This window comes from Pedobacter aquatilis, assembly GCF_032678405.1.
Taxonomy (GTDB): domain Bacteria; phylum Bacteroidota; class Bacteroidia; order Sphingobacteriales; family Sphingobacteriaceae; genus Pedobacter; species Pedobacter aquatilis_A.
In genome coordinates, this window is the sequence record NZ_JAVTSJ010000005.1 from 187,984 (window position 1) to 204,108 (window position 16,125).

Below are 16,125 nucleotides of genomic sequence, written 5' to 3' on the forward strand. Positions count from 1 at the left end.
ATTTGTAATTAAAAAGATTATCTTTGAACTATAAATAACGAAAGTCCGGCAATAGACATTTCGGTGAATTCATAACCTAAACTCTCCTGGTTATTTCATAATTCGTAATGCCGGAAGATTTATCCATTAAATTACCTTACATGAGTTTTGATTATAACACCACGCGAAGCCATTTAATTTTATCGGAATATGGCCGGAATGTTCAAAATATGGTGAAGTACATTTGCGAATTACCCACCATTGAAGAACGTAATAAATATGCCCAGGCGGTTATCGACCTGATGGGATTTTTGCAACCTCATTTACGTGATGTTGCTGATTTTAAGCATAAACTTTGGGATCACCTTCACATTATTTCTGGCTATCAGATTGATGTTGAAAGCCCGTACCCAAAACCTTTGCCTGAAAATGCTTTTAAAAAGCCAGAACCACTTCCCTATCCGCAGCAAAGAATTACCTATAAACATTATGGTAAAACCGTTGAGGATTTGATTGAGAAAGCCATGCGGGAAGAAAATCCTGAACATAAAAAGGCAATGGTTCAAAGTATAGCAAACTTTATGAAGATGGCCTATGTTACCTGGAATAAGGATAACGTAAGTGATGATACTATTATTAAAGATTTAAAATACCTTTCGGGAGGTTTATTATCGCTCGATGAAGGAGTAAACCTTGCAAAAGTTGAGTTCAGGGCGCAAAATCCTCGTCAGAATAACAACAATAACCGGGGGCGCAACAACAATAACAACAACGGTAAAAACCGTCAGAACAACAATAACAGAGGACGTAACAACAATAACAAATCTAAATATTAAAGGAAAGGTAAAAGGCAAAATATATGCATAGCCTTGATACTTAATACTAAATACCAAAAAGATATATGAACGCATTTGAAATAACAGGCGGAATTAAATTAAAGGGCGAAATCACACCTCAGGGCGCCAAAAACGAGGCTTTACAGATTTTATCGGCTGTATTGCTTACCGAAAAGAAAGTAACCATCAGCAACATTCCTGATATTAAAGATGTAAACAAACTGATTGAGTTATTGGGCGATCTGGGTGTTAAAGTTGAGCGCATTAACAAGGATACTTACACTTTTGAAGCAAAAAATATCGATTTAAATTTCTTTGAATCGGATACTTTTAAAGCAAAAGGTGGTGGCCTACGTGGTTCGATTATGATTGTTGGCCCATTGTTGGCTCGTTTCGGAAAAGCAGCTATACCTAAACCAGGTGGCGATAAAATCGGTCGCAGGAGATTGGATACGCACTTTATCGGTTTCGAAAAACTAGGTGCTAAATTTGTTTACGACAGCAAAAAAGCTTTCTTTAACGTTGATGCGACCAATTTACAAGGCGCTTACATTTTATTGGATGAAGCTTCAGTAACTGGTACAGCAAACATTGTAATGGCTGCTGTATTAGCTAAAGGCACAACAACTATTTACAATGCTGCCTGCGAACCTTATTTACAGCAACTTTGTAAAATGCTTAACCGCATGGGTGCAAAAATTTCGGGTATTGGCTCAAATTTATTAACCATTGAGGGGGTTAAAGTTTTAGGTGGTACTGAACATAGAATGTTACCGGATATGATTGAAATTGGTTCATTCATTGGTATGGCGGCTATGACGGAATCAGAAATAACTATCAAAAATGTTTGCTATGATGAACTTGGTGTAATCCCTGAAGTATTTAAAAAATTAGGTATTAAACTGGAGCGCAGAGGTGATGATATTTATGTTCCATCGCAAAAGCATTATGAAATTGATACGTTTATTGATGGCTCTATCCTTACCATTGCCGATTCTCCATGGCCAGGTTTTACTCCAGATTTATTGAGTATTGTGCTGGTTGTTGCTACACAGGCAAAAGGAAACGTTTTAATACACCAGAAGATGTTCGAAAGTCGTTTATTCTTCGTGGATAAATTAATCGATATGGGTGCCCAAATTATCCTTTGCGACCCACACCGTGCCACCGTAAACGGTATTGACAAAAAATACAAACTTCGCGGAATCAGCATGACTTCTCCTGACATCAGAGCCGGGGTTTCTTTGCTAATTGCCGCATTATCTGCTGAAGGTAAATCGACTATTTACAACATTGAGCAGATTGAGCGTGGTTACCAGGATATTGATACACGTTTACGTGCCTTAGGTGCGCAAATAAAGCGTGTAAATGCTGATGCGCCAAGCCATTAGGCTTTAAGCTGAAAGATTATAGATGAAGGCGAAAAGCCGAAAGCTTGAATAGCATAACGCAAAACGCCCGAGTAATTTCTTACTCGGGCGTTTTTGCACGCTATAAATTTTGGGATTCGTCATGCTGAATTTATTTCAGCATCTTTTAAATGAGAACCTGAAATGAATTCAGGTTGACGACCGGCTTAGACTGGATTCATTGCACATCTCATCCATCTCACATTATCCATTTTACGTCTTACATCATTATCCCGAAATCGCATTAATGATATCGTACTGCGTAATAATTTCGATTTTACCAGACTCATCTTCAACTAACACGGCTGAATTCTCCTTATTAATCAATGATGAAATTTTATCAATAGAGGTATTCAAATCAACAAAAGGAAATGTAGCAGTCATGATTTCAGCAACCGGAGCTGATTTCAAACCAGGATTTTCAAGTAAAGCAGATAAAATATCGCTTTCGGCAACTTTACCTACAATCATACCTTGCTGCGTAACCGGAATTTGCGAAATATTCATCGACTTAATGGTATTTATCGCTTCTAAAACAGATTTTGTAGTATCAAGCGTTACAATCTCTGTTGATTCCTTTTTAGATAAAATAGATTTTGCAGTAAGTTTCTCATCCTGTAAAAATCCACGTTCGCGTAACCAGTCTTCGTTATACATTTTACCCATATAACGACTTCCATGATCATGGAAGATTACCACAACAACATCTTCCGGTTTTAATTGATCCTTTAACTGGATTAAGCCGCCAATTGCCGCACCTGCAGAGTTTCCAACAAAAATTCCTTCTTTACGGGCAATATCGCGGGTCATTAAAGCAGCATCCTTATCGGTAACTTTCTCAAATAAATCAATTACATCGAAATTCACATTGGCAGGTAAAAAGTCTTCTCCAATACCTTCGGTGATGTAAGGATAAATCTCATCCTTATCAAAAATTCCGGTTTCTTTATATTTTTTAAAAACTGAACCGTAAGTATCAATTCCCCAGATTTTTATGTCAGGATTCTTCTCCTTTAAATACCTGCCTGTTCCGGAAATGGTTCCACCTGTACCTACACCAACAACCAGGTGCGTAATTTTACCTTCAGTTTGCTCCCAAATCTCTGGCCCTGTTTGCTCATAGTGCGCCTGCGAATTGGCTAAATTATCATATTGGTTGGGCTTCCATGAGTTAGGCACCTCACGCTCTAAACGTGATGATACAGAATAGTATGATCGCGGATCTTCAGGTTCAACATTAGTGGGACAAACAATAACCTCAGCACCAAAAGCACGTAAGGCATCTACTTTTTCTTTCGATTGTTTATCCGTTGTGGTGAAAATACATTTGTAACCTTTAATAATGGCTGCCATAGCCAGGCCCATCCCAGTATTTCCTGAGGTTCCTTCGATAATTGTACCACCTGGTTTTAGTTTACCACTTTTTTCGGCATCTTCAATCATTTTAACTGCCATACGGTCCTTAATTGAGTTGCCTGGATTAGTAGTTTCTATTTTGGCCAGAATTGTACCTGGAACACCTTTAGTTATCGTATTTAATTTTACCAATGGCGTATTGCCAATGGTTTCTAAAATATTATTGTACCACATGCAGCAAAATTAAGCAAAGGCATTAAGTATTTTACAAACAATATTTTATTTGAAACATAATTACGAAAATTTAAAATAAATAAAATTTTATTTCATAATCTATAATTATGATAGGTATTATAGATTGATTATTGGGTGAAACGCAATATAGATTTTTGGATTGGGCAACATTTAAACAGCAAATTTTGCCATTCCCGATAATCAGCATTGCTTTCAGCTTTATATTTTATATGGAAGAACATTATTATTTATCAGGCTAACTTATAAACCTTCCCTGGTAAAGAAATGATAACACCCTGCATTTCCAGTGTTAATAATACAATGGCTAACTTACTCTGCTGAATATTCAATACAATACTAAGTTCATCAATAGATGATTGTCCGCTTTGCAATTTATCCACTACTTTTTGTTCATCTGCCGTAAGGTTTAATTGCAGGCTAGTCTGGCCTGGATTTTTCTTTCTTTTAAGTTCGTCATTCCAGCCCAGGTAATAAATTAAATCGCCGGCATTATTAATCAAACCTGCCCGGTTGGTTTTAATCAGGAAGTTACAGCCTTCCGAGAACACATCATTTGTACGGCCCGGAAAGGCATAAACATCCCTATTGTAAGAATTCGCAATTTCTGCTGTAATCAGCGCACCGCCTTTTATCGAGGCTTCGATTACAATTGTAGCATCGGCGATACCGGCAATAATCCTGTTTCGCTGAGGGAAATTTTGCCTATCAGGATTGGTTAAAATCGGAAACTCTGAAAGCAATCCACCGTTTAAAACCATTTTTTGCGAAACGGTTTTATGTACCTGTGGATAAAGCCGATCTAAACCATGCCCCAACACACCAACCGTTGTGATATTATTTACCAAACACTCTTTATGTATTGTAACATCTATTCCGTAAGCCAAACCGCTAACAATTAAAACATTGTAAGGCGCCAATATTTCACAAAGTTGTTTACATAGATTTCTGCCGTATTCAGTAGCATTTCTTGTGCCCACAACACTGATGATTTTAGCATGATTTAAATCTGCCTTACCCTTAAAATAAAGTAAAATTGGAGCATCCACACAGTTTTTCAGGCGTTTTGGATAGTTCTCATCCGTAAAAAAAAGCACTTCAATGCCATGCTTTTGAATAAACTGAAGTTCTTCTTCTGCCCTAATTAATGCATCGGTATTTAAAATTGCTTCAACTGTTTTCGTACCGATCCCGGGAATCTGTTGCAACTGTTTTTTTGAAGCGGAAAAAACGGCTTCTGCACTACCGCAATAGGCCAGTAAATTTTTAGCATTTACCCGACCAATGGATTTAATGAAGGTTAAAGCAATTTTGTGGAGCGTACTCATCAATTTTCAGGTTAAGGTTAATAAATGCGGGATGATTTATTTCCTTAAAAAACTGCCTAAAAATCGATATCAATTAAGCTTTTTAATGGAATATGGATATTATTTTTCAACTGAATATAGTTTTCGGTAACCGACCAAACGGTAGTATCTACTTTCTTCGGACCAATTGTAGTGTTAAAAGTAATTACAGCTTTTGATTTAAATTCGTTGCCAAGCCGCTGAGCTTCATCTAATTTAGTTTTTAGTTCGCCGGAATGGTCTTCTTTTGCATTGATTATATTTAAGTAGCCTATGTGTTCCTTTTCTACAATTTCTATTGGCATAATATCTCTTTAACGATTAATGATAAACAAGCTTATCGAAATTTTATAAAAAAAACAACCTCAAAAATCGTTTTTTTTGTAATAATTGAGATAAAAAAAGCCGGTATTATTTAGATACCGGCTTACAATTTATGGTTTGGTTTATTTATTCAGTTTTAATTTTCTGGTTTCAATCATTCCCTTAAACTCGTGATCGATTTTACCCGTTAAATCCTCCATCTGCATTCTTGATAAAGCAGATGTACTGCTAATGGTATTATCTTTCAAATAAGAAGTAAAAGCGCCATTAGCAGAATAATTTAAGGCTTGTGCTAAAAGTTTCTCCGAAGTATCACCGAAATCCTTTGTCACATCATCAGCAATATCCTTATCAACGGTCATGCCGTCAAAATAATCGCCCTGATTTAACTGGTTTTTAGTTTGGAACTGCGGAATGTATAAGTCATTTTTATCTATACGGATAGAAAAGAAGCCAACTGGCTTACCGTAAGTTTTACGTCCAATCAGTTTAACATCCATCACCGGTTTTAAATTATTAATTAACAGCTCACTAGCAGAGGCTGTAGAAGAAGTTACAATAAAATAAACTCTTGAAAGGGTATTAAGTGAGCCTCTTTTTGCAAAAACCTCCTGATTACCTGCAGCTGCAATTGGCTTATATGAATAATCATAATATGAATATAAACGAGTTACACCATCATTACCTTTAGCATAAAATTTCTGGTTTTGAAGAATAGTTGCATTACCATCCTGCATGGTTTGTGTCCAGTAAGTAGTATACATCACTTTGCCATTCTGCGAAGATGGTGCAATTAAATTAGTAAATGCTTCAGAAGTAGCTACCGAACCACCACCGTTGTATCTTAAATCAACAACCAATTCAGTTACACCATCAGTAGCAAATTTTGCAAATGCGGCATCTAAAAGTGATGTAGAATTAGTGGTAAAGCTGTTAAATACTATATAGCCTACTTTTTTCGTACCGACTGTGTAAGTGTTCGTAAATAAAATAGGGTTAATATTGTACGAAGCACGGGTAACCACAACATCCTGTGAGGTTCCGTCCGGCTTCAGAACAGTTAAGGAAACGGTAGTCGCTGTACCAAAAATCGCATCTACAATTGCATTAACCGATGCATCTGTAGTGTTAATATTAGTACTGCCATTAATCTTGGTAATCTGGTAACCACGTTTTAAACCCTGTGTTGCTGCCGGAGAACTGGCATATACATATTTTATCCTTAAGTCGTTAGCTGCATTAAAGAAAACTGAAAAACCAAAATCACCGCTAACACCGCCTAACTGGCTTGCCACTGTTCCATCATCAATAAAAGAGTATTTATCTTTTCCACCCGTACTAGGCAAGGCTTTAATCGCAGCTAGAACAGCATCATTGGAAGCATATTGCCTTGGATTGAAGGTGGTATAGCTTGGCATTCCTGTATTCCAAAAATACGTTTGCTGTGCATATAAATAAATAGAATCTTTTGTTAACTCAGCCCGGGTACCAGGTGTTCCTGGTGTAGTTGTGGTTCCACCGTCTGGATTAACAGAAGACTTTTTACATGAAGTTGCAAACCCTACAACAGCAATGAAAGCGCACAGAAGCATTTTTTGTGCAGTAAACTTTTTGATCATATTTATTTGTAAATTTCTAGTGACACAATATACGGCAAATTAATTAATTTTGATTGTTGCTCATCAAATTTATTTGCACCAACAACTAACGCATCTTTTACTGATAAATTGTTGTTGCTTAATATGTTCTGAAAAATTTCTGATTTGGGTTGATTTAGTTCCTCCGCAAAGAAAACGGTAAGGTATTTTTCAAGTCCATTCCACTCGGTTTGCTTTATTTTATTCAATTGCTGCTCGGGATTGCCAGCGGTAACAATAAAAATCTGCTTTCTGTTTACTACCAATTCCTGCATAAATTCTAGCATATTTTTGTAGAGCAGTAATTTCAATGGCAAACGGGCATTTAAATGCAATAAATCATAGTTATGCTGATAGCTTTCCGCAAGTTCAAATTTGGTTGCTGTTTTTTGAAAAAGGCCTTCAGTCCCTTCATGCTCATATGTTATGCGCATGAAATCTAAAATAACCTGTGCATTTTTTTGTTCTGTATACTCGATAAATTGGGCAAACAAGTAATAAACCTGAAGCAGGTAATCTTTCGAAGGGAACAAAACATCATCCAGTTCGAAAATTACAATTTGTTTATCATCAGCAAAGGAATAGTTTTCCATATTAAACGGTAAAAAGTTTATAATCTTGGTTCTCCGACAGGTAAAACACGCCGTTTAGGGTTTCTGAAAGTTTTGCATCAGGCCTGTTTCCTGATGAATAAATACAATCACCTTTCACAAAGACATTTAAATCAGTACCTGAGGCTTTTATACCTGATAAAAAATCATTTAAATTATCCTGTGAAGGCAGCAGCACATCAATTCCATATTCACTAAATAAAACTGCCGATTTTGCGATGGCTTCTACTTCAAAATCGTGAAGGGGAATAATGCTATCAATGGCTTCCGTAATGCAAAAATTGAGCAAAATGTGGGCAATACTATCTTTATTTAATTCTCCTAAGGAGCTAAGCGCATAATTGTTCGTTACCATAGCCGGCACGTCGCCATAATCGGCAAATAAAATAAAATGACCTGGAAAGGCTTTTAACAATTTAAAGGCTTTCGAATTATTTCCGCCTGTAATGAGTATTTTCAAAGTTGAAAGTTAAATTAATGAATTGTTTATTGGATACATGAAAGAATGACTGAATTGCAAAATTGTATAATCGTTGAGGAATGCGATGTTTCATAGAATCTTTTATTCCTAATAATTTTATCTCTATACAATTAAACCATCTTTCATTGTCACGATCCGATCGCTGGTTTTGGCAAGGTGCTCGTTATGTGTTACAATAACAAAGGTTTGCTGAAAGTTATCACGCAGATTAACAAAAAGCTGGTGGAGTGCAGCGGCATTTTCCGAATCCAGATTTCCTGATGGTTCATCTGCAAGAATAATGGAAGGATTATTTATCAAAGCCCTCGCAATAGCTACTCTTTGTTGCTCACCGCCTGAAAGCTGATTAGGCTTATGATTTCCCCTATCTTTTAACCCAAATAAATCCAACAGCTCCAATGCCCTGGTTTCAGCTTGCTTTTTATTTGTTTTAGCAATAAAGGCCGGGATACAGATATTTTCTATGGCACTAAACTCTGGCAGTAAATGGTGAAACTGAAATACAAAGCCGATATTCTGGTTACGAAAAGTACTGAGTAATTCGCCCGATAATTTACTAATCACTGTTCCTTTTAATTCAACTACGCCTTCATCAGGCTTATCTAAAGTACCCAGAATATGAAGCAATGTACTTTTCCCTGCCCCCGAAGGTCCAATAATGCTTACAATCTCCCCTTTCTGTACCTCAAAATTTACGCCTTTTAATATTTGTAAATTCCCGTACGACTTTCTTACTTCAGTGGCTTTTAACATGCTTCAAATTTAATAAAAAAGGTAAAAGCTGAAAGCAAAAAGACTAAAGCTTAAAAAGGAAAGTGAGCTGAAAATAAATACCAGGTGTGTTTCGGGAAAAAATGAAAATAAAATTTGCAGATACCAATATGTTATTTAACTTTGAAAAACAAAGCACTTTTAATATGAACCCTCAGGAAGAACAGTTAAATGCACTAAAAGACATCAGGCAAATGATGGATAGGTCATCGAGATTTATTTCATTAAGCGGTTTATCGGGCGTATTTGCAGGGGTAATTGCTTTAATTGGTGCTTATTTTGCCAACGAGGAAATTGACAAATTTCTTAATAACCGGGGTTACAGCTATGGTGTTCAGGGCGAAATAGACCTGGAATATAACCTGATTAAATTAGCCTTAATCATTTTATTTGTGGCCTTAGCTGGTGGTGTCCTTTTTACTTATCGTAAAAGTCAGCGAAACAATCTTCCTATCTGGGATAAAACATCAAAATCTCTACTAATCAATCTTTTTATCCCATTGGCTGCCGGTGGATTATTTATTATTGCCTTACTATTTAACCACCCTAACACTTACAGCATTATAGCACCTACCTGTTTAATTTTCTATGGTTTAGCATTAATTAATGCCAGTAAGTATACTTACAGCGACATCCGTTATTTAGGTTTTCTGGAAATAGGATTAGGTTTAATTTGCATGTTTAACATTGGTTATGGTTTAATTTTCTGGGCTATAGGTTTTGGTGTATTGCATATAATTTATGGTCTTTTAATGTATTTCAAATACGAGAAAGGCAAATAAGATGAAGAATCCGATAGCCGACTTAAATAAAATATTCGATAGCCGAATCCGGTTAGGGGTAATGTCTGTATTGGTGGTTAATAACGAAATAGGTTTTAACGATTTAAAACAAATGCTCGAATTAACTGATGGGAACCTGGCATCGCATTTAAATACGCTGGAGCAGGCTGAATTTATTAAAGTACACAAAGGCTTTATCGGCAGAAAAACCAGTACCACCTACTCTATTACAACTTTAGGAAAGCAAGCTTTCAAGGCGCATCTTGATGCACTTGAAAAAATGATTAAGAAACTATAATATTTTTTTTAACTATTTACTTTGAAATTCAAAGCACTTTTAAATAAAAGATGAAAATGAAAAATAAATCTAACTTTTTACTATTATCAGCCTTTGTAGGCGGTTTACTATTCAGTTTTTTATTCTGGGAAGAACGACTGGCAATTAATCTATGTATTTACAGCATATTTCTGTTAACCATTACCTGGCTGAACCCTGATGTAACAAAAACTACCAAATTCAAATTTTATGGAATGGCACATCTTTTAGCTGCCATTCTAGTCGTTATTAACAACTCAGATTTAACTTTGGTTAGCTATTACATAAGTTTAATGTTGTTTATCGGCTTTAGTCATAACCAGCAATTAAGAACAGTTTTTACATCGCTGCTTAGCACTGTTCTGCAAATGCTTACCATTCCTTTCAACGCAATCAGAAATTTAAGCGAGGTTACTGTTGGTAATTTTAATTTGAAGCCTGTTTTCAGATTAATCAAATATGTCTTCATCCCGGTACTAATTATAATTGTTTTCAGTAGTCTTTATGCTGCTGCCAATAGTGTTTTTGCACATTACACCGAACAAGTACTGGTTTCGATTGGCGATGTTTTCGATGCTATTTTCGGTTTCATTTTTAAGGATTTAAGCTTCCCTCGTTTTATTCACTTTTGCTTCGGATTAATTGTTACCGGAGGCTTAATAATAACCTTTTCTGATAAAGCCCTACAAAATTTCGAACTGAAATTTAAAGAACAATTATTCAGAATCAGGAATAATTCAAATCAGAAAACCATATGGTTTGAACTTGCAAAAACTTTTAGTGGTAATTTACTAATCAGAAAACTGGCACTGAAAACAGAATTTATTACTGCACTTCTCTCTTTTACAGCATTAAATCTACTCTTGCTCTTATTAAATATCATTGACATTACTACGCTTTGGTTTGGACAAAAACCATCTGGAAACTTTTCTGCCGAGTTACATGACGGCACTAATACATTGATTTTCAGCATTATTTTAGCTATGGCCATCATTATTTATTTTTTCAGGGCTAACCTAAACTTTTATAGCAAAAGCAAAGTATTAAGAATGTTGGCTTTTGCCTGGATGTTTCAAAATGCCTTGCTCATCATTTCTGTATTAATTCGTGATGGTTATTACATTGAATTTCATGGCCTTACCCATAAAAGAATCGGAGTTTTGGTATTCGCTTTACTTTGCGCCATTGGCTTAAGTACAGTTTATTTAAAAGTAGTGAGGCAGAAAACATTTTTCTACCTCTTGAAAATTAACGGTAACACCTGGTTTGCTTTATTACTCGCATTTAGTGTAATTAACTGGGATGTTTTTATTGTGAAATACAATTTATCACATGCAGATTCTATAAGTATTGATACTACTTATTTATTATCCTTATCAGATAAAACGCTACCATTCATCGATAAAAACAAAGATAAACTATTAGCTACGCCAGTATTTATTCCCAAAGGTGAAGTAATTATCGACCCAACAAATGATCAGCTCATTAACCGACTAGATCAAAGAATTAACTTTTTTAAAGAACGTTATGAAAAATCAGGCTGGCTATCCTGGAATTTGCAGGATTGGAATACGGCGGAATATTTTAACCTTAATAAAAAATAGTTAGACTGTTAACAACAACCGATAATCAACAAAAAAAATTAAATTTATACATCATGAAAAATCAAAAAACACTCCATTATGGTAAACTAAGAGTGGCAATTATTTTAGGTTTAATTGCAATTATTCTAAGCATTCCACTAATTGCCATGCAATTTACCAATGAGGTAAAATGGACTTTAACCGATTTTATTGCTGCCGCAGTTTTACTTTTAAGTGCAGGTTTAGCCATAGAAATTGTTATCAGAAAAGTAAAAACAACCACTACAAGAACCGTTTTATTTTTCCTTATTCTGCTGGTCTTATTTTTAGTTTGGGCCGAACTGGCTGTAGGTATTTTTGGTTCGCCGATAGCCGGCAGTTAAAATGTAATATTCTTTGAAGTTGCAACAGCTCATTAGCCATTCATTTCGTACTTTGTTAAATAAACCCGATTGAGCGGTAATACTTTTTTTAAGCTTCGATGGTCGCAAAACGATCAGCTTGGCAATGGCTTTCGAAGCGTATTAAAAAAAGATTAGAGCGAAAGCGGGGCTGCATTTCCCGATTAACATAAAACGTTCATTTTCTAGAAAAAAACGGCAATAAATATTTGTTTAAAGCCTTTAGAATTGTAGCTTTGGGCAAATTTTGTAGCAAATGAATATTCACGAATACCAGGGTAAACAAATATTAAAAAGTTTCGGTGTTAACGTTCAAGAAGGAATTGTTGCCGATACGCCAGAGCAAGCTGTAGAGGCTGCAAAGCAATTGAAAACTGATTATAACTCTGACTGGGTTGTAATTAAAGCGCAAATCCACGCTGGTGGTCGCGGTAAAGGTGGTGGTGTTAAATTAGCCAAAAACCTTGATGAAGTTAAACAACGTGCTACCGATATTATTGGCATGCAGTTGGTTACACCTCAAACCGGTCCGGAAGGTAAAAAAGTGAACAAGATTTTAGTTGCTCAGGATGTTTACTATCCAGGTGCTTCTGAAACTAAAGAATTTTATATTTCTGTATTGTTGGATCGTGCCAAAGGCCGCAACATTATTATGTACAGTACTGAAGGCGGTATGGATATCGAAGAAGTTGCTGAACATACACCACACTTAATTTTCAAAGAAGAAATTGACCCTAAAGTTGGCTTACAAGGCTTCCAGGCACGTAAAATTGCTTTTAACTTAGGTGTTAGCGGTAATGCTTTCAAAGAGATGGTGAAATTTGTTTCAGCATTATACAAAGCTTACGAGGCTACCGATTCTTCGATGTTTGAAATTAACCCGGTGTTAAAAACATCTGATGATAAAGTAATTGCTGTTGATGCTAAAGTTAATTTAGATGAAAACGGTTTATTCCGTCACCCGGATTATGCAGCAATGCGTGATGTTACGGAAGAAGATCCAATGGAAGTTGAAGCAAGCGCAAGTAACTTAAACTTCGTTAACCTTGATGGTAACGTGGGTTGTATGGTTAATGGTGCTGGTTTAGCAATGGCTACTATGGACATTATTAAATTAGCTGGTGGTGAGCCTGCTAACTTCCTTGATGTTGGTGGAACCGCAAACGCACAAACGGTTAAAGCTGCTTTCAACATCATTTTGAAAGACCCTAACGTTAAAGCTATCTTGATTAATATTTTTGGTGGTATTGTTCGTTGCGACCGTGTTGCGCAAGGTGTTATCGATGCGTATAAAGAAATCGGAAATATCCCTGTGCCAATTATCTGCCGCTTACAGGGAACAAACGCTGAAGAAGCTAAGAAATTAATTGATGAGTCTGGCCTTCAGGTTTACTCTGCTATCGCTTTAAAAGAAGCTGCTGATTTAGTTACTAAAGTTTTAGCTGAAAAAGCATAATTAGCTTAGCGAAGTCTTAAAATACAGAAACCTTTCAGTGTAAGCTGAAAGGTTTTTTTTTATGCACAACGCCGTCATTGCGAGGCACGAAGCAATCTATTTAAAAATAACTTTAATGCAGAAAGATTGCTTCATGCCTCGCAATGACGTGATGGCTACCTTAAACTATAAAAAATATTTAGAAAATCAGGTTTCTGCGTGCTTCGGTTGCGAAAGTCCTGCTATCACTTCAATCTTTTTGTAAAACAGTGTCATACTGAGGTATGAAGCAGCTGTTTCATAGGCTCAAGATGCTTCGTACCTCAGCATGACGGTATATTTAAATTTGTGTAAAACAAAAAGTATTTCCGTTCTATCAGGTTTATTTAGTTAAGTGAATTCTTCTTCGGTTAAAAGTTAAGCCAAAAGCCCAAAATATCACTATGCTGGACAATCCAGAGCATTTCATATAATGTGATAAAAAGACAAGCTGCACTAATGTCAGAATATAATTTGGAATGATTTTTGTTGTAAGTAAAGCTGTAAAATACTTGTGCAAACACCTACATTTTCAGCATTTTATCCTTTCAGATTGCTATACAATTTCGTAACTTTGCACACTCAATAATTAAAGAGCACACAATTCGTATAAATGAGACAACTCAAGATAACGCAATCCATTACCAACCGTGAAAGTCAATCGTTAGATAAATACTTACATGAAATTGGTAAAGTAGATTTAATAACAGCAGAGGAAGAGGTAATTTTAGCAAGAAAGATTCGCGAAGGCGATCAGGCTGCATTAGAGCGCCTAACTAAAACTAACTTACGTTTCGTAGTATCTGTTGCAAAGCAATATCAAAATCAAGGTTTAACTTTAGGCGACTTAATTAATGAAGGAAACTTAGGTTTAATTAAAGCTGCAAAACGCTTTGATGAAACTAAAGGTTTTAAATTCATCTCTTACGCAGTATGGTGGATTCGTCAGTCTATTTTGCAGGCAATTGCCGAACAAAGCCGTATTGTACGTTTACCTTTAAACCAGGTAGGTTCATTAAGTAAAATCAGTAAAGCTTTCTCTAAGTTAGAGCAGGAATATGAGCGTGAGCCTTCTCCTGAAGAATTGGCAGATATTTTAGAAACTACTGTTGATAAAATTTCTGACACGCTAAGCAATTCTGGCCGTCATGTATCGATGGATGCTCCTTTTGTTCAGGGTGAAGAAAATACCTTACTGGATGTATTGGAAAACCATGAGCCAAATACAGATAGCTCGCTGATCAACGAATCATTATCGGAAGAAATTAAGCGTTCACTATCTACTTTAACAGAAAGAGAAAGAGAAATCATCGTTTTATTCTTTGGATTAGGTTCTAACCATCCGCTTTCTTTAGAGGAAATTGGTGAGAAATTTAATTTAACCCGTGAACGTGTTAGACAAATTAAAGATAAAGCTTTACAACGCTTACGTCATACTTCAAGAAGCAAGATCTTAAAATCTTACTTAGGATAATAATTTCCAAATTAGGAAATTCTGGAATTTTAAAGACCGACAAATTTGTCGGTCTTTTTTTGTATAAAATATCTTCGGTTTATTTTCTATATATTTAAGGATGTCGCTCAGCATTCTTAAAAAATCGATACTGGTTTATAAACCGATTATTTTATGGAATATTCTTTTGAGTTTGCTGTCAGGAATTTTCTTTGTAATTGACGGTTTTGAAAAACCTGGAGGTTATGCAATGGCACTACTAATGAAACCAACAGGCTGGTTATTTTCAATTATTGTTGAGCGATTTTTCCTGAGAAAACACTTATACTTCTACAAGAACATGGGTTTAGGTTTTCGAAGGATATTAGTTAACATCATTGCCTACGATATTGCATTTCTAATTATAATTATAACTGTTAGTCTTTTATGCCGGAACTTTTTATTGACAGTGTTACCCACCAGTTTAATCAGCAAAAAGTACTAAATGGTGTTTTCATCAGTTGTAAAACAGGCGAAATTGTAGGTTTGCTGGGCAGAAATGGTACTGGAAAATCTACATTGTTAAAAATCATTTTCGGAAGCCTCAAAGCTGATTTTAAGCATCTCAGAATTAATAATCAGGTAATCAATAAAAGTTACAAGTCAGGCAAAATTGCTTATCTACCTCAAGATAACTTTATCCCGCCTAAATTAAGTGTTGAAGCGGCCATTGAAATATTCTGCAAACACCATAAACAAAAAATACTCGAAATTGAGTTTGTAGCACAAAACCTTAAAAAAAGATTCAGGGATTTTTCGGGTGGAGAAAGCAGATTATTAGAAGCATTAATTGTGATATACAGTGATGCTGATTTTATTCTTTTAGACGAACCGTTTTCGCAACTAGCCCCTTTACTTGCCGAGGAAATAAAATTACATATCAATAAATTAAAACCGGATAAGGGTTTCATTATTACCGATCATTATTACCAATCGATACTCGATACCGCCGACCGGATTATATTATTGCATAATGGCGCCAATTACCAGGTAAATTCAGCTGATGATTTGATTCTTCATGGCTACCTTCCAGTTATTAAATCATAAAAAAAGACCGGTAAACCGACCTTTATCT

Annotated in this window: 17 protein-coding genes; 10 read left to right on the plus strand and 7 right to left on the minus strand. The window is 35.7% G+C overall.

What is annotated here, in order from left to right:
* The first annotated feature begins 140 nt into the window (after positions 1 to 140).
* Together R2R71_RS14565 and murA are read left to right on the plus strand one after the other, a co-directional pair.
* On the plus strand, positions 141 to 815 hold the full coding sequence (locus R2R71_RS14565) for a DUF4290 domain-containing protein (protein WP_316832277.1): 675 nt from the start codon (positions 141 to 143) through the stop codon (positions 813 to 815).
* Between the two features lie 65 nt (positions 816 to 880).
* Entirely contained in the window at positions 881 to 2,206 is a 1,326-nt protein-coding gene (gene murA / locus R2R71_RS14570; protein ID WP_316832011.1) for a UDP-N-acetylglucosamine 1-carboxyvinyltransferase, read from the plus strand.
* 246 nt (positions 2,207 to 2,452) lie between these two features.
* Here the strand turns inward: murA and R2R71_RS14575 are convergent, their stop codons facing one another.
* The 7 genes from R2R71_RS14575 to R2R71_RS14605 form a co-directional block, all read right to left on the minus strand.
* Positions 2,453 to 3,814, minus strand: a complete 1,362-nt coding sequence (locus R2R71_RS14575; protein ID WP_316832012.1) for a pyridoxal-phosphate dependent enzyme — start codon at positions 3,812 to 3,814, stop codon at positions 2,453 to 2,455.
* Between the two features lie 251 nt (positions 3,815 to 4,065).
* Complete coding sequence (gene dprA / locus R2R71_RS14580; RefSeq protein ID WP_316832013.1) at positions 4,066 to 5,160, minus strand: DNA-processing protein DprA; 1,095 nt, start codon at positions 5,158 to 5,160, stop codon at positions 4,066 to 4,068.
* A gap of 56 nt (positions 5,161 to 5,216) precedes the next feature.
* Positions 5,217 to 5,483, minus strand: a complete 267-nt coding sequence (locus R2R71_RS14585) for a hypothetical protein (protein WP_316832014.1) — start codon at positions 5,481 to 5,483, stop codon at positions 5,217 to 5,219.
* A 141-nt stretch (positions 5,484 to 5,624) separates the two neighbouring features.
* A complete protein-coding gene (locus R2R71_RS14590) occupies positions 5,625 to 7,121 on the minus strand; it encodes a S41 family peptidase (RefSeq protein ID WP_316832015.1) in 1,497 nt (498 codons plus the stop codon).
* A gap of 2 nt (positions 7,122 to 7,123) precedes the next feature.
* Entirely contained in the window at positions 7,124 to 7,732 is a 609-nt protein-coding gene (locus R2R71_RS14595; RefSeq protein WP_316832016.1) for an HAD hydrolase-like protein, read from the minus strand.
* A 1-nt stretch (position 7,733) separates the two neighbouring features.
* Positions 7,734 to 8,210 carry a hypothetical protein gene (locus R2R71_RS14600; protein ID WP_316832017.1) on the minus strand — a complete coding sequence of 159 codons (477 nt, stop codon included), beginning with the start codon at positions 8,208 to 8,210 and terminating at the stop codon, positions 7,734 to 7,736.
* A 123-nt stretch (positions 8,211 to 8,333) separates the two neighbouring features.
* Positions 8,334 to 8,984 (minus strand): ABC transporter ATP-binding protein, encoded by a 651-nt coding sequence (locus R2R71_RS14605; protein WP_316832018.1) that lies wholly within the window; start codon positions 8,982 to 8,984, stop codon positions 8,334 to 8,336.
* Between the two features lie 101 nt (positions 8,985 to 9,085).
* Between R2R71_RS14605 and R2R71_RS14610 the strand changes: the two genes are divergently transcribed.
* The 8 genes from R2R71_RS14610 to R2R71_RS14645 all read left to right on the plus strand — a co-directional run bounded on the left by R2R71_RS14610 (position 9,086) and on the right by R2R71_RS14645 (position 16,097).
* Positions 9,086 to 9,784 carry a hypothetical protein gene (locus tag R2R71_RS14610; RefSeq protein ID WP_316832019.1) on the plus strand — a complete coding sequence of 233 codons (699 nt, stop codon included), beginning with the start codon at positions 9,086 to 9,088 and terminating at the stop codon, positions 9,782 to 9,784.
* Position 9,785: 1 nt separating this feature from the next.
* Positions 9,786 to 10,082, plus strand: coding sequence for a transcriptional regulator (locus tag R2R71_RS14615; RefSeq protein ID WP_316832020.1), 297 nt, complete (start codon positions 9,786 to 9,788; stop codon positions 10,080 to 10,082).
* Positions 10,083 to 10,138: 56 nt separating this feature from the next.
* On the plus strand, positions 10,139 to 11,704 hold the full coding sequence (locus R2R71_RS14620; RefSeq protein ID WP_316832021.1) for a DUF4173 domain-containing protein: 1,566 nt from the start codon (positions 10,139 to 10,141) through the stop codon (positions 11,702 to 11,704).
* 53 nt (positions 11,705 to 11,757) lie between these two features.
* A complete protein-coding gene (locus tag R2R71_RS14625; RefSeq protein ID WP_316832022.1) occupies positions 11,758 to 12,066 on the plus strand; it encodes a hypothetical protein in 309 nt (102 codons plus the stop codon).
* 274 nt (positions 12,067 to 12,340) lie between these two features.
* The gene (sucC, locus tag R2R71_RS14630; RefSeq protein ID WP_316832023.1) at positions 12,341 to 13,540 is read left to right on the plus strand and encodes an ADP-forming succinate--CoA ligase subunit beta; all 1,200 of its coding nucleotides are present in this window, start codon (positions 12,341 to 12,343) and stop codon (positions 13,538 to 13,540) included.
* A 631-nt stretch (positions 13,541 to 14,171) separates the two neighbouring features.
* The gene (locus R2R71_RS14635) at positions 14,172 to 15,032 is read left to right on the plus strand and encodes an RNA polymerase sigma factor RpoD/SigA (protein ID WP_010601359.1); all 861 of its coding nucleotides are present in this window, start codon (positions 14,172 to 14,174) and stop codon (positions 15,030 to 15,032) included.
* Positions 15,033 to 15,132: 100 nt separating this feature from the next.
* Positions 15,133 to 15,495: a hypothetical protein gene (locus tag R2R71_RS14640; protein WP_316832024.1), complete on the plus strand. Its 363-nt coding sequence runs from the start codon at positions 15,133 to 15,135 to the stop codon at positions 15,493 to 15,495.
* Positions 15,438 to 16,097 carry an ATP-binding cassette domain-containing protein gene (locus tag R2R71_RS14645; protein ID WP_316832025.1) on the plus strand — a complete coding sequence of 220 codons (660 nt, stop codon included), beginning with the start codon at positions 15,438 to 15,440 and terminating at the stop codon, positions 16,095 to 16,097. The genes R2R71_RS14640 and R2R71_RS14645 overlap by 58 nt, the downstream gene beginning before the upstream one ends.
* Positions 16,098 to 16,125: the final 28 nt, after the last annotated feature.